Below are 13,457 nucleotides of genomic sequence, written 5' to 3'. Positions count from 1 at the left end.
CCCCCGATTCTACGGTCTGGAGCACACCCGCGAATGTGCGGCATCGTCGGCCTCGTTGCACAGGGCCCCGCCAACCAATCCATCTACGACGCACTGCTCCTCCTGCAACACCGGGGACAGGACTCGACGGGCATCGCCACGGTCGAGGGTCACATCCACCACATGCACAAGACCCGCGGTCACGTGCGGGAGTCCTTCCGCACCCGTGACATGCGCGCCCTGCTGGGCACCATGGGCCTCGGGCACGTCCGGTACGCCACCAAGGGTGCCGCCAGCAACGAGGAAGAGGCCCAGCCGTTCTACGTGAACGCGCCCTACGGCATCGTCCTCGTGCACAACGGCAACCTGACGAACACGCGGGAACTCACCCGTGAACTGTTCGACATCGACCGGCGGCACCTCAACACGAGTTCCGACACCGAGCTGCTGGTGAACGTGCTCGCGCACGAGCTCCAGGGCCAGGTGCGCGGCAAGGACCTCGACCCCGGGCAGGTCTTCGACGCTGTCGAACGCGTGCACGAGCGGGTCGAGGGCTCCTACGCCGCCATCGCGACCATCGCCGGGCACGGGCTGCTGGCGTTCCGCGACCCGTTCGGCATCCGCCCGCTGATCCTCGGGCACAAGTTCGACGAGGCCGGCAAGCCGGAGTGGGTCGTCGCCTCCGAGTCCCTCGTGCTCGAGTCCGGCGGCTACGAGATCGTCCGCGACGTCGCCCCCGGTGAAGCGATCTTCATCGAGATGAACGGCCAGATGCACGCCCGTCAGTGCGCGAGGAACCCGCGCCTGGTGCCGTGCTCGTTCGAGTACGTCTACCTCGCCCGTCCCGACTCCGTCATGAACGGCATCTCGGTGTACGACGCCCGCCTCCGGCTGGGCAACCGCCTGGCGGACACGATCGCGCAGTACGCCCCCACGGGTGACATCGACGTGGTCATGCCGATCCCGGACTCGAGTCGCCCGGCCGCGATGCAGGTCGCGCAGAAGCTCGGCATCGAGTACCGCGAGGGCTTCTACAAGAACCGCTACGTCGGCCGCACGTTCATCATGCCCGGGCAGGCGGAGCGCAAGCGGTCCGTGCGCCAGAAGCTCAACGCGATGTCGTCCGAGTTCAAGGGCAAGAACATCCTCATCGTCGACGACTCGATCGTGCGCGGCACGACGAGCCGCGAGATCGTCGAGATGGCCCGCGCCGCCGGTGCGAACGAGGTCACGTTCACGAGCGCCGCTCCCCCGGTCCGGTACCCGCACGTCTACGGCATCAACATGCCGACCCGCGCGGAGCTCATCGCCCACGACCGGAAGATCCCGGAGATCAACAAGGTGCTCGGCAGCGACCACCTGATCTACCAGGAGATCGGCGACATGCGCGACGCGATCATCGAGGGCTCCGACGTCACGGACCTCGAGATGAGCTGCTTCACGGGCGAGTACGTCACGGGCACGGTCAGCCCGGAGTACCTGTCCTGGGTCGAGGCCAACCAGCTCAGCTGAGCGACGGTCGCGAACGCGACCCAGCAACGGACTGGAGGCGCGGTGCCAGCTGGCACCGCGCCTCCCGTCCGTTCGTCCGGTCGCGTCTACCGCGCCTGGTCGCCGTGGTCCTCGATCTCGCCGTCCACCGTCTCGGGCGGCAGCTCGACCTCGACGCGCTCCGCCGTGAGGCGAGCCGCACGGCGCGAGAACACGCGGTCCAGGACGACGGCGACGACCGCGCCGACGAAGGCGCCGATCGTGACGCCCCACAGGCTGAAGTACCCCACCAGGCTGCCGAAGCTCGCGGTCTCCTGCGTGTCCCCGCGGTCGATGTCCATGGTGAGCGACACCACGATGAGCGTCGCGATGAAGCCGAGCACCGCACCGCCCACGATGAAGACGCCGAACTTCGGGGCGCGACGGATCGTCACCTCGTCGGAGGAGGAGACGGCGTTCGGCGCCGGAGCCGGTCGTTCGTCGGGTCGATCGGTGTTGCTCACGGTCCCATTGTCCCCCACTGTGGGACGTGCTCCGGTCTGTGCGGCCAGGTCGATCCGGGAGAGGATGGTCCCTACCGATCGGTATCCACGGGGAGGAGGTACGGCAGATGCGCGAACGGACCACTGGTGGTTCCCGGATCCCGGCGCGGATCGGCTGGCCGATCCTCCAGCGTCGCGAGGAGGACCGAGCCGTCTCGGTCGTCGCCGAGCACCGGTGGAGCGTCGCACTCGTCGGGGCTCCCGGTCTCGGCAAGAGCTCGGCGGCGGTGCGGGTCACCGACCGCGTCTCCGGGCGTGACACCTCCGGCCGGACCCTCGTCGTGCCGATCACCGCCGTCGCCGCCAGCCGCTCGATGCCGTTCGGCGCGGTGGCCGAGCGCTTCGGGGAGCTCCCCGGGTCGCTCGCCGAGCTCGTCGGTGCCGGGGGTGCCGAGCAGCGCCTCCGCGAGAGCGAGGAGCTCACCGATCGCGACGTCCTCCTGCGCGTGGACGACGCCGACCACCTCGACGCGATCTCGGCGCGGTACGTGGCGTGGCTCGTCCGCGAGCAGGGTGCCCGTCTCGTGCTGACGTGCCGCGACTTCACCGCGCTCCCCGAACCCCTGCGCGCCCTGTGGCAGGACGACCTGCTCGAGCGCATCGACCTCGAACCGCTCGACCTGCACGAGACCTCGTCGCTCATCGCCGAGGCGCTCGGTGCCCAGCTCGAGACGGCGTCGGCGGAGCGGGTGCACCGCGCCACCGCCGGCAACCCGCTCTACATCCGCGAGGTCGTCCGGTCCGCACTCGCCTCCGGTGCCCTCGACCAGACCGCGACGGGCTGGTACTGGCGGGGCCGGGTGACGGCGTCGAACAGCCTCGCCGACATGTACCGGACCGAGCTCGGCTCGCTGCCGGAGGACCTCCGCGACGTGGTCGACATCGTCGCCCTCGCGGACCCGATCCCCCTCGCGCGGCTGATCGGGCTCGTCAGCGGCGGGGACGTCGACCGGGTGGTGGCGCTCGGCCTCGTCCGGATCGACTCCCTCGAGGACGGCGCCGCGGTCGTCCGTCCGTCGCACCCGCTCGTCGGTGAGGTCGTCCGGGCACTCGTCCCGGTCGCCCGGCGCACGGCACTGTTCGCCCGCGCCAACGCGTTCCGTACCGACCGACCCGAGGGCGCCCCGCCGGCCGCCCGGCTCCGTGCCGCGCTGTGGTCGCTGGAGTGCGGCGTGCTGCCCCCGGTCGACCAGCTGCTCGACGCCGCCCAGGTCGCCGTCCGGCTGCAGGAGCACGAGAGCGGCATCGCCCTCGCCTCGGCGGCCCTGCGCACCACGCTCAGCCCGAGCGAACGGGTCGCCGCGCACTGCCTGCGGTCGCTCGCGCACTCGTACAGCACCGGTCGCGAGGCCGGTCGCGCCGATGCCGAGGCCGCCTGGGCCGTGGTGTGCTCGGCCCCGACCGAGGTCGACGACCACGCCGTGATCGAGGCGTGCGAGACCCTCGCGAACATCCGGCAGTTCCACGACGACGACGTCCTCGCCGCGGTGGCCCTCACCGACGTCGCCGCGCGGTTCGTCTCCGGCGACGCCGTCGAACGGCTCCGGCTGCTCCGGCTCGCCCACCTCGGCTGGGGCGGCAGCTTCGACGAGGTCCGCGCCGAACTCGAGCGCTCGGGCATCGTGCACGCGGCGACGGTGCCGTTCGCCTTCCTCTGTCTGGCGCCGTGCGCGGTGATGGCCCTCGCGACCGGGGGTCGGCTGGACGAGGCGGCGGCGTTCGGCCGGGCCTGCCTGGCGACCGCGGTCGAGCACCTCGAGGACGCCCCCTGGAGCGTCGGCGAGATCGTCTCCGTGCTGCACCAGCTGCAGGTCTGGCGGGGCGACATCGCCGACCTCATCACCGAGGTCCCGGTCCGCCGGTCCAGCCCCTACCTGAAGTACGACTTCACGCTCGAGCTCATCGGCGAGGGCAACCTCGCGCTCGGCCAGCGGCGCTGGGACGACGCCATCGCCGCGTTCTCGGCCGCCTGCGAGCGGTACGACGTGGCGGACCACGGCGGGTTCGCGGCCTACCCGTGGGCACGGCTCGCGATGTCGTACGCCTACGCCGGCCGCGCCGAGGAAGCCTCAGCAGCGCTCGAACGCGCCCGGTCGACGCCGCTCCGGGCGATGCGGATCATCGGCGAGCAGATCGCGGTGACGATCGCGTGGACCGAGGCCGTGCTCGGCAACCCGGCGGGCCTGCGGCACGCGGACGACATCATCGAGCGCGGGACGGCGAGCGGGTCCTGGACGCACGTCATGTACGCGCAGACGCTGCACTACACGAACGACATGCTGAACGGGCGGGACTCCGCCGCGTCCCTCGAACGGATGCGCGACGCTGCCACCCGGGTCGACGGACCGCTCGCGGGAGCCATCGTCGAGTACGCCGAGGCGATCCGCGCCGACGAACGGACCCGGATCATCGCGGCCCAGGGCGTGCTCGCGTCGCACGGGATGGCGGTGTCGGCCGGACGGGTGAAGCCACCGCTGACCAACCGCGAGTACGAGGTCGCGGAGCTCGCCGCACAGGGCATGAGCAACCGCCGCATCGCCGAGGTGCTCGGCCTCAGCGTGCGCACGATCGACGCCCATCTGTCACGGGTGTTCACGAAGTGGGACCTGCACGCGCGCACGGAGCTCGCCGAGCTGCTCTGATCGGCGAGTCGTCCGGGCGCAACCGCGCCTCCGGAAGCCGCAGGTTCGTTGCGGAATGCAGCACGACTCGCCGGAACGGTTGACAGGATGTACGGAATGTCGCGTACCTTTGACCCTGTCGCCGGGTTCGGACCCGTTCGGGTCGGGTCCGAATCCCGGCGACTTCTACGGTATTCGCCGGGTCGGTGACGTCACATCAGTAGGTACTACCTAATTCGGTGAGGCCGTCTAAGTACTTGCGTCCGTATGGACCAGGAGGCGCGGGGCGGGCTGGCACCGTTCCTCCCGTCCGGTACACGCGACCGTCTGCTGGCTGCTCCGGACCGCCTGCTGTCCCGCTTCGGGGCCGTCTGTGGTGCCGTGTCGGCGGCCGTCTCAGACGGCCAGACGCACCGGCAGGAAGTCCGTCAGGTCCGCACGTGACCCGGACGCGCTGACGCGCGACTGCGCGACGGCCTCGTCCCAGCGCAGCTCGCCGGTGGCGAGCGCGAGCCACGTGGCCGCGTCCGTCTCGACCACGTTCGGCGGCGTCCCACGGGTGTGCCGGGGACCGGGGACGGCCTGGACCGCCGCGAACGGCGGGACCCGCACCTCGACGCTGTTGCCGGGCACGTCCTCCGCGAGGCGCTGCAACGACCACCGCACCGCGGTCGCCAGGGTCGGCCGAGCGGTGGCCCCCTGCTGCACGGCGGTGAGCGCCGCGCGGCCCTCCGCGTCCTCGATCCTCCTGGGTGGCATGTCCACAGGCTAGCCGTCGCATCGCAACGGGCGAGTCGGGATCGGTAGGGTGATCGGGTGCGAATCCTCGTCCTCGGTTCCGGTGCCCGCGAGCACGCGATCATCACGGCCCTCCTCGCAGAGCAGGCCGGTCACGTCATCACCGCAGCGCCGGGCAACGCCGGCATCGCGGCCGACGTGGAGACCGTCTCGATCGACCCGACGAACGGTGCCCTCGTCGCCGAGTACGCGCTCGAGAACGGTGTCGAACTCGTCGTCGTCGGTCCCGAGGCGCCGCTCATCGCCGGTGTCGCCGATCCGGTCCGCACACGGGGCATCCCGGTGTTCGGTCCGAGCAAGGCCGCCGCGCAGCTCGAGGGCTCCAAGGCCTTCGCGAAGCGGATCATGTCCGAGGCGGCGGTGCCCACCGGGCGCCCGGTGTACGCCGGCACCGTCGACGAAGCCGTCGCCGCGATCGACGAGCTCGGCGCCCCCTACGTCGTGAAGGCGGACGGGCTCGCCGCCGGCAAGGGCGTCCTCGTGACCGAGGACCGCCAGGCAGCGATCGACCACGCCACCTACTGGCTGCAGCACGGCCACGTCGTGGTCGAGGAGTTCCTCGACGGCGAAGAGGTCTCCCTGTTCTTCCTGAGCGACGGGCACGACGTCCGACCGCTCAGCCCCGCACAGGACTACAAGCGACTGGGCGACGGTGACGTCGGGCCGAACACCGGTGGCATGGGCGCGTACTCGCCGCTGCCCTGGCTCGCCGACCGCTGGGCGTCCGAGCAGGCCTTCGTGGACGAGGTCACCGACCTGGTCGCGCTCCCCACCGTCCGTCGGCTCGAGCACGAGGGCACGCCGTTCGTCGGCCTCCTCTACTGCGGGCTCATCGTCACCGAGCAGGGCGTCCGGGTCATCGAGTTCAACGCGCGCTTCGGCGACCCGGAGACCCAGGTCGTCCTCCCCCGCCTGGCGACCCCGCTGAGCGGGCTGATGCTCGCCGCGGCCACCGGGCAGCTCGGGGGCACCCCGGCGCCGTCGTTCCGCGACGAGGCCGCCGTCACGGTCGTGCTCGCGAGCGAGGGCTACCCGGAGAACCCGCAGACCGGTCGGCCGATCACCGGGATCGACGCCGCGAACGCGCGCGAGGGGGTCTCCGTCGCGCACGCCGCCACCGGGGTCCTCGACGACCAGCTCGTCGCGACCGGCGGGCGGGTGCTGAGCGTCGTCGCCACCGGGTCCTCCTTCGCCGAGGCCCGCGACCGCGCCTACGCCGGCCTGGGTGACATCACGCTCGCGGGAGCGCAGTTCCGCACCGACATCGCCGCGAAGGTCGCCCGATGAGCCCGGCGCCCGTCCTCGACGGCTGGCAGCACGTCTCCTCCGGCAAGGTCCGCGAGCTCTACGTCCCCACCGGTACCGCCGACGTCGCGAGCGCCACCGAGCTGCTCCTCGTCGCGTCCGATCGGGTGAGCGCCTACGACTTCGCGCTCGAGCCGCCGATCCCGGGGAAGGGCGAGCTCCTCACCCGGCTGTCCCGCTTCTGGTTCACCCAGCTCGCCGACGTGCCGAACCACCTCATCGCGCCGTCCGCCGGCGGGACCCCGGTGCCGTCGTCGGTGGCGTCGCGCTCCATGCACGTCATGCCGCTCGAGATGTTCCCGGTCGAGTGCGTCGTCCGCGGGTACCTCGTCGGCAGCGGATGGGCCGAGTACCAGCAGTCCGGCAGCGTCTGCGGCGTGCCCCTCCCCGCCGGTCTGTCGAACGGCGACCAGCTGCCCGAACCGATCTACACGCCGGCGTACAAGGCGCCGCAGGGTGAGCACGACGAGAACATCTCCTTCGAGCAGACGGTCGACCTCGTCGGGTCCGACGTCGCGACGCAGCTGCGGGACCTCTCGCTCCGCGTCTACTCCGAGGCGGCGGCGATCGCGCTCGACCGCGGGGTGGTCATCGCGGACACGAAGTTCGAGTTCGGGCGCGATGCCTCGGGGCAGATCCGGATCGCCGACGAGGTCCTGACGAGCGACTCCAGCCGCTACTGGGACGCCCGGTCGGGGAACCGCACGGAGTCGTTCGACAAGCAGATCGTGCGGGACTGGCTCAGCGCGAACTGGGATCGGCAGGGGACGCCGCCGGTGCTGCCCGAGGCGATCGTGGCGCGGACGGCCGAGCGCTACCGCGAGCTCATCGAGCGCCTGGGCGCGTAGCGCCCGCGCCGGCGCGGGCGCGGGCGCCGCGAGCGGGCACGACACGCCACTCACGTCCGCCGAGAGGGCACGAAGTGCCGCCTGCCGGCGCCGAGCGCGACAGATTTTGCGCTCTCGGCGCCTGACCCGCGCGACCGCCGGGCGGGAGGAGCGGCGCCAGGCCGACCCGCGCCTCCAGGCCGCACGCACGCCGGACGACCCGCGCGCGAGCACAACACGCCGCTCACGTCCGCCGAGGGCGCACGAAGTGCCGCCCCGCGGCGCCGAGCGCGACGGAACGTGCTCTCTCGGCGCCTGACCCGCGCGACCGCCGGACGGGAGGCGCGGCGCCAGGCCGACCCGCGCCTCCAGGCCGCACGCCCGCCGGACGCTCCCGCGAGCGGGCACAACACGCCGCTCACGTCCGCCGAGGGCGCACGAAGTGCCGCTGCGCGGCGACGAGCGCGACAGATATTGTCCTCTCGGCGCCCCGCCCGCGCCCCGTCAGTCGCGCGCGACGACCACGACCGTCAGGTCGTCCCCCGGGTCGTGCGTCGCCGCACGCGCCCGCACCCGCCCGAAGAACACGTCGAGCTCCGGCGCGTCCCGCCACATCGCCCCGAGCGCACCGAGGGACGCGAGCGTGGAGTCCCACAGCTCGAGCGCCCCGTCGCTCACGACGATGAGGACGTCCCCGCGCTCCAGCTCGAGCGTCCCGGTGACCCGCGCGGCACCGACCGGGTGCAGCCCGATCGGCAGGTCGTACGAGCGCAGCACGGTCTCGGTGCCGTCCGCGTGCAGGTGCAGCACGAGACCGTGCCCGGCGTCGGTGAACTCCATCCGCCCGGTCGAGGTCGTCAGGCGGCCGTGGAACAGCGTCGCGAAGGACTCGGCACGACCGAGGTCCGGGGCGACCTGCGCCTCGAGCGCCGCCACGGCGTCGCGGGACGACGAGGTCCCCCGGGCCAGCAGCGCACCACGGATGGTCGCGGCGAGGAGCCCGGCGGACATCCCCTTCCCCATGACGTCGGCGACGGTCACCGAGAGCGACGCCCCGTCGACGTGCCAGTCGTGGAAGTCACCGGACACGACCCCGTGCGGCTTGGACATGCCGCCGACGCGGTACCCGGGCAGGTCGACACCGGCCGGCTCGAGTCCGGCGAGCACCGAGCGGAGACGGTCCTCGTCGGCGCCGGCGGCGAGCTCGCGCTCCGCCCACACGCCGAGCTCCTGCAGCAGCGCGAGGTCGTCGTCGTCGAGCGTGCGCGGTGCCGGGTCGATGAGGCAGAGCGTGCCGACCTTGACGTCGTCGTCGCCCACCCGCAGGGGCACCCCGGCGTAGAACCGCACGTTCGGGTCGTCGACGACCATCGGCATGTCCGAGTACCGGACGTCGGCGCGGGCGTCGGGGACCACGACGGGGCCGTCGACCGCGAGGGTCCGGCCGCAGAACGTGTCGTGCAGCGGGATGGTCGGGCCGAACACCGTGTCGCTCTGCTGCGACTTGATGAAGACCTCGGACTCCCCCGCGAGGTTGAGGAACGAGCCGGTGACGCCGAACGCCTCGCGCGCGATCCGCGTGATCCGTTCGAAGCGTTCCTCGGGCCCGCCCTCGACCACGTCCAGCGCGGCGAGGAGCGCTGCCCGCCGGACGGCGTCCGTGGCGGGTCGGTCGGTGACGACGGGCTCGTGGTGCATACACCCACGCTAACGCGCCTACCGGACAGTGGCCGTCCCCAGTACGGAGGACGCCGGGGTCGGCCGTGACAGATGTCATGCCCGATCCGTGACGCACCGCAGAGGGGTACGTCCGCACGAAACGCCAGGCTGTGGACCATGAACGACACACCGGTCATCCAGCTCCGCGACCTCCGCAAGCGCTTCGGCGCTGTGGCCGCGGTCGACGGCGTCGACCTGACGATCCGTCCGGGCGAGGTCGTCGCCCTCCTCGGCCCGAACGGCGCCGGCAAGACCACGACCGTCGACCTCGCGCTCGGGCTGTCCACGCCGACGACCGGCCAGGCCCTGCTCTTCGGCGAGGAGCCCCGCGCCGCGGTCGTCGCCGGCCGGGTCGGCGCGATGCTCCAGGGCGGCGCACTCCTGCCGGACACGACGGTCCGGGACGCGGTCGCGCTCGTCGCCGCGGCACACCGGCGTCCGATGCCGGTCGACGAGGCCCTCCGGCGAGCGCGCTGCACCGAGATCGCCGGACGCCGGGTCAACAAGCTCTCCGGCGGGCAGCTGCAGCGCGCACGGTTCGCCGTCGCCGTGGTCTCGGACCCGGACCTCCTGGTGCTCGACGAGCCGACCGCGGCGATGGACGTCGAGGCCCGGCACACGTTCTGGTCGTCGATGCGCGAGTTCACCGACGCGGGGCGCACGGTCGTGTTCGCGACGCACTACCTCGACGAGGCCGACACCTTCGCCGACCGCATCGTCATCATGCGCGCCGGCCGGATCGTCGCGGACGGCACGCCCGCCGAGATCAAGGCGATCACCGCCACGCGCGCGGTCCGGTTCTCCGGGCTCGGCGCCGACGCGCACGTCGCGTTGCGCGGTCTGCCGGGAGTCGTCTCCCTGGAGGCGCGGCACGACTCCGTCACGCTCCGCTCGGACCGCAGCGACGACACCCTCAGGGCCCTGCTCGCCACGTTCCCCCAGGCGCACGACATCCAGGTGGTCGCCTCGACCATGGACGACGCCTTCCTCGCGCTCACCGCCGACCCCGCCGCAGCTCCCACCGACACCGCTCCCGAAGGAGTCCTCGCATGACCACCGCCACCGCCTCCGGCCGCCTGCCGATCCGCTACGTGTACCTCGAGACGAAGCGACAGCTCCGCAACGTCCGCGCGATGGTCTTCACCTTCGCCGTCCCGGTGATCATGCTGCTCGTGTTCGGCTCGGCGTTCGGGTCCCAGACCGACCCGACGACGCACCTGCAGTACCTCACCGTCACGACGCTGCAGATGGCGTCGTACGGCGCGATGATGGCCGCGCTCAGCCAGGCGTTCGCGATCGTCAACGAACGGTCGATCGGCTGGAACCGGCAGCTCCGCGTGACGCCGCTGTCCGGGTGGGGGTTCATGGTCTCGAAGGTGATCGCGGCGATGGCCTTCTCCGCGGTGTCGATCGTCATCACGGTGCTCGTCGCGACCGTGGTCCTGCACGCCTCGCTCGACCCGCTGCACTGGTTCGCCGCCGGGTTCGGCATCTGGTGCGGGGTGATCCCGTTCGCCCTCATCGCGATCCTCATCGGGCAGTTCGCGAAGCCGTCGTTCGCGCAGCCGCTCTTCATGGTGGTGTTCATGGGCCTGGCGATCCTCGGCGGCCTCTGGGTCCCGCTGTCGGTGATGCCGGGCTGGATGGGGAGCGTCGCGCACCTGCTGCCCTCGTACTGGCTGAACCGGATCGGGCAGATGGGGGCCGGGGCGACCGGGTCCTCGGGCATGACCGAGCCGGCGATGGTCCTGGCGGGCTGGGCGATCGTCCTCGCCGCGGTGATCGTGTGGCGCTACCGCCGCGACGCCGCACGACAGTGACCGACGGTCCTACGCTGGCACCGATGTCCGAGGCGACCAGCACGACCGAGGCGCGCGGTGCGGAGCACGCACCACGCGCCTCCAGGTCGTCCCGCCCGTCACCCCGATCGTTCCCGTGGGCCGTCCCACCGGGCGCGAGCGACGACGACATCCGCATCGGGCGGCGCCGCTGGTACACCGGCGCGGTGTTCGCGCTCCTCTGGCAGGTGCTCGAGATCATCGCCGTCTGGAGCGACGGCCGGAGCCTCCGGGCGCACGTCCTCTCCACCGTGGCCCTCGCCGTCGTCTACGCGGCGTACCTGTTCGCGCCGGAGCTGATGTGGCGGCGGAGCCTGCGCGGACGAGTCGTGGTCCTCGCCGGGGTCGCCCTGCTCGCGGGGCTGCTGCTGTTCGTGGTCGGGCCGCTCGCCGTCTGGACCTGGCTGCTCGTCGCCGCATTGTCCGGGTTCGTCGCGGAACGGTTCTGGGTCGCCGGCGTGGTCGTGCTCGCGATCCTCGGCGCACAGTTCCTCGTCGCCGCGAGCACCGGCTGGGACACGGCGGTGAACAGCGGCATCCTGTTCGCCCCGGTCATCACCGTGTCCGTCGGAGCGTCGATGCTGTTCTTCGGCCGGCAGCGCGAAGCGGAACAGCGGCTCGGCGTCGCGCAGGACGAGATCACCCGGCTCGCCGTCGTCGAGGAGCGCGCACGGTTCTCCCGCGACCTGCACGACGTCCTCGGCCACTCGCTCACGGTCGTGGCGATGAAGTCCGAGCTCGCCGCGCGGCTGGTGGACGTCGACCCGGCCCGGGCGAAGACCGAGATGCAGGACGTCGAGCGACTCTCCCGCGAGGCCCTGCATGGTCTCCGGCGCGCGGTGAGCGGCTACCGCGAGGCCGACCTCGACGCCGAACTCGTGTCGGCACGGGCGGCACTCGAGGCCGCGGCGATCGACGCGGTGCTCCCCCGCGACGGCGACGCGGCGGCCGACGACGTCCGGAGCCTGTTCGCGTGGGTCCTGCGCGAGGGCGTCACGAACGTCATCCGCCACGCGGCCGCCAGTCGGGTCCGGGTCACGCTCACCCGGTCCGCCCTGACGATCGAGGACGACGGCACGGGCCTGCTCGACCCGGACGCCGCCTCCACCACCCCGGGCAACGGGCTGCGCGGGCTCCGCGAGCGTGCCGACGCCGTCGGGGCGACCCTGACCACCGGCACGAGCGACCTGGGCGGCTTCCGGCTGCGGGTCGAGAGGAACCGACGATGACCGAGACCATCCGTGTGCTCCTCGCCGACGACCAGGCGCTCGTCCGCGGTGCGCTCGCGTCCCTGCTGTCGCTCGAGCGGGACATCGAGGTCGTCGCCCAGGTGGCCCGCGGCGACGAGGTGCTCGAAGCAGCACGGTCGTCCGGCGCCACCGTCGCCCTGCTCGACGTCGAGATGCCCGGCGCCGACGGGCTCACCGCCGCCGCTGCCCTCGCCCGATCGCTGCCCACGTGCCGGTCCCTCATCGTGACGACGTTCGGCCGGCCCGGGTACCTCCGGCGCGCGCTGGAGGCCGGGGCCGCGGGCTTCGTCGTGAAGGACACCCCCGCCGAGCAGCTCGCCGACGCCGTCCGACGCGTCGCGGGCGGGTTCCGGGTCGTCGACCCCGTGCTCGCCGCGGAGTCCCTCGCCGCCGGCCCGTCCCCGCTCACCCCGCGGGAGACCGACGTGCTCATCGCCTTCCGCACGGCGCCGACCGTGGCCGGGGTCGCCGGGTCGCTGCACCTGTCCGAGGGCACGGTCCGCAACCACCTGTCGTCCGCGATCGGGAAGACCGCCGCGCGCAACGCGACCGAGGCGCTCCGGGTCGCGGCGGACAACGGCTGGCTGCTCGGGACGGCGTAGCCTTGCCGACGTGCTCCGACGTGTCGCCCCCGTGTTCGTCCTCGGCGTCGCCGCGGCCCTGACGCTCACCGGCTGCGGTGCGCACGACTCCACCGGGCAGCTGTCCGTGACCGTGTCGGCCAACGCCGCGGACCACCCCTACGAGGTGAAGGTCTTCACCGCCGAGACCGGGAAGCTCTCCGAGCACCAGCGGGTGTTCCCGGGCGGCACAGCGGACTTCGCCGGCGTACCGCTGGGCAAGGTGACCGTGCGGGCGAACGAGCTCTGCCCGCAGGAGGCGACCGTGTCGAACGGCGAGGTCGCGACGGTCACGCTGACGACGACGGGCTGCTGACGCACAGGAGGCGGGGGGGGGGGGGGGGCCCCCCCCCCCCCCCCCGCCCCGGGGGGGGGCGCCCCCCCCCCAAAAAAAACCACCACCCCCCCGCGGGGGGCGGGCGCCCGGGGGGGGGGGCCCCCCCCAACACACGGGCGATGGTAATATT

General features: G+C 72.6%; 12 protein-coding genes. 9 read left to right on the top strand and 3 right to left on the bottom strand.

All coding sequences use genetic code 11. The features are described 5' to 3' along the window. Positions 1–33: 33 nt before the first annotated feature. Positions 34–1,491, top strand: a complete 1,458-nt coding sequence (purF, locus tag ACIPKM_RS04420; RefSeq protein ID WP_070417002.1) for an amidophosphoribosyltransferase — start codon at positions 34–36, stop codon at positions 1,489–1,491. Between the two features lie 86 nt (positions 1,492–1,577). Here the strand turns inward: purF and ACIPKM_RS04415 are convergent, their stop codons facing one another. Then, positions 1,578–1,973: a hypothetical protein gene (locus ACIPKM_RS04415; protein ID WP_083295078.1), complete on the bottom strand. Its 396-nt coding sequence runs from the start codon at positions 1,971–1,973 to the stop codon at positions 1,578–1,580. 107 nt (positions 1,974–2,080) lie between these two features. Here ACIPKM_RS04415 and ACIPKM_RS04410 point away from each other — a divergent pair, with 107 nt between their 5' ends. After that, positions 2,081–4,654 (top strand): LuxR C-terminal-related transcriptional regulator, encoded by a 2,574-nt coding sequence (locus ACIPKM_RS04410; protein WP_402736244.1) that lies wholly within the window; start codon positions 2,081–2,083, stop codon positions 4,652–4,654. Between the two features lie 375 nt (positions 4,655–5,029). On the opposite strand, the gene ACIPKM_RS04405 is transcribed toward ACIPKM_RS04410, so the two are convergent. After that, the gene (locus tag ACIPKM_RS04405) at positions 5,030–5,392 is read right to left on the bottom strand and encodes a sterol carrier family protein (protein WP_071294508.1); all 363 of its coding nucleotides are present in this window, start codon (positions 5,390–5,392) and stop codon (positions 5,030–5,032) included. 57 nt (positions 5,393–5,449) lie between these two features. Between ACIPKM_RS04405 and purD the strand changes: the two genes are divergently transcribed. Beyond that, on the top strand, positions 5,450–6,718 hold the full coding sequence (gene purD / locus ACIPKM_RS04400) for a phosphoribosylamine--glycine ligase (protein WP_229085417.1): 1,269 nt from the start codon (positions 5,450–5,452) through the stop codon (positions 6,716–6,718). Beyond that, positions 6,715–7,584, top strand: a complete 870-nt coding sequence (locus ACIPKM_RS04395; RefSeq protein WP_261647035.1) for a phosphoribosylaminoimidazolesuccinocarboxamide synthase — start codon at positions 6,715–6,717, stop codon at positions 7,582–7,584. Before purD ends, ACIPKM_RS04395 begins: the two co-directional genes overlap by 4 nt. Before the next feature lie 483 nt (positions 7,585–8,067). On the opposite strand, the gene ACIPKM_RS04390 is transcribed toward ACIPKM_RS04395, so the two are convergent. Next, positions 8,068–9,261 carry a GAF domain-containing SpoIIE family protein phosphatase gene (locus ACIPKM_RS04390; RefSeq protein WP_071294472.1) on the bottom strand — a complete coding sequence of 398 codons (1,194 nt, stop codon included), beginning with the start codon at positions 9,259–9,261 and terminating at the stop codon, positions 8,068–8,070. Between the two features lie 138 nt (positions 9,262–9,399). Here ACIPKM_RS04390 and ACIPKM_RS04385 point away from each other — a divergent pair, with 138 nt between their 5' ends. From ACIPKM_RS04385 to ACIPKM_RS04365, 5 genes are read left to right on the top strand one after another with little or no spacing between them, the layout of a single operon-like run. Beyond that, positions 9,400–10,335 carry an ABC transporter ATP-binding protein gene (locus ACIPKM_RS04385; RefSeq protein WP_229085414.1) on the top strand — a complete coding sequence of 312 codons (936 nt, stop codon included), beginning with the start codon at positions 9,400–9,402 and terminating at the stop codon, positions 10,333–10,335. Then, positions 10,332–11,102 carry an ABC transporter permease gene (locus ACIPKM_RS04380; RefSeq protein ID WP_175473755.1) on the top strand — a complete coding sequence of 257 codons (771 nt, stop codon included), beginning with the start codon at positions 10,332–10,334 and terminating at the stop codon, positions 11,100–11,102. Before ACIPKM_RS04385 ends, ACIPKM_RS04380 begins: the two co-directional genes overlap by 4 nt. A gap of 23 nt (positions 11,103–11,125) precedes the next feature. Continuing rightward, positions 11,126–12,349 carry a sensor histidine kinase gene (locus ACIPKM_RS04375; RefSeq protein ID WP_402736243.1) on the top strand — a complete coding sequence of 408 codons (1,224 nt, stop codon included), beginning with the start codon at positions 11,126–11,128 and terminating at the stop codon, positions 12,347–12,349. Beyond that, positions 12,346–12,972 carry a response regulator transcription factor gene (locus ACIPKM_RS04370; protein WP_070417009.1) on the top strand — a complete coding sequence of 209 codons (627 nt, stop codon included), beginning with the start codon at positions 12,346–12,348 and terminating at the stop codon, positions 12,970–12,972. The genes ACIPKM_RS04375 and ACIPKM_RS04370 overlap by 4 nt, the downstream gene beginning before the upstream one ends. 10 nt (positions 12,973–12,982) lie before the next feature. Further along, entirely contained in the window at positions 12,983–13,306 is a 324-nt protein-coding gene (locus ACIPKM_RS04365) for a hypothetical protein (RefSeq protein WP_139199461.1), read from the top strand. Positions 13,307–13,457 lie beyond the last annotated feature (151 nt).

The organism is Curtobacterium sp. NPDC086286 (genome assembly GCF_044746255.1).
GTDB lineage: Bacteria > Actinomycetota > Actinomycetes > Actinomycetales > Microbacteriaceae > Curtobacterium.
Note: the sequence above shows the minus strand (reverse complement) of the source record. Positions and strands in the feature narration are given on the sequence as shown.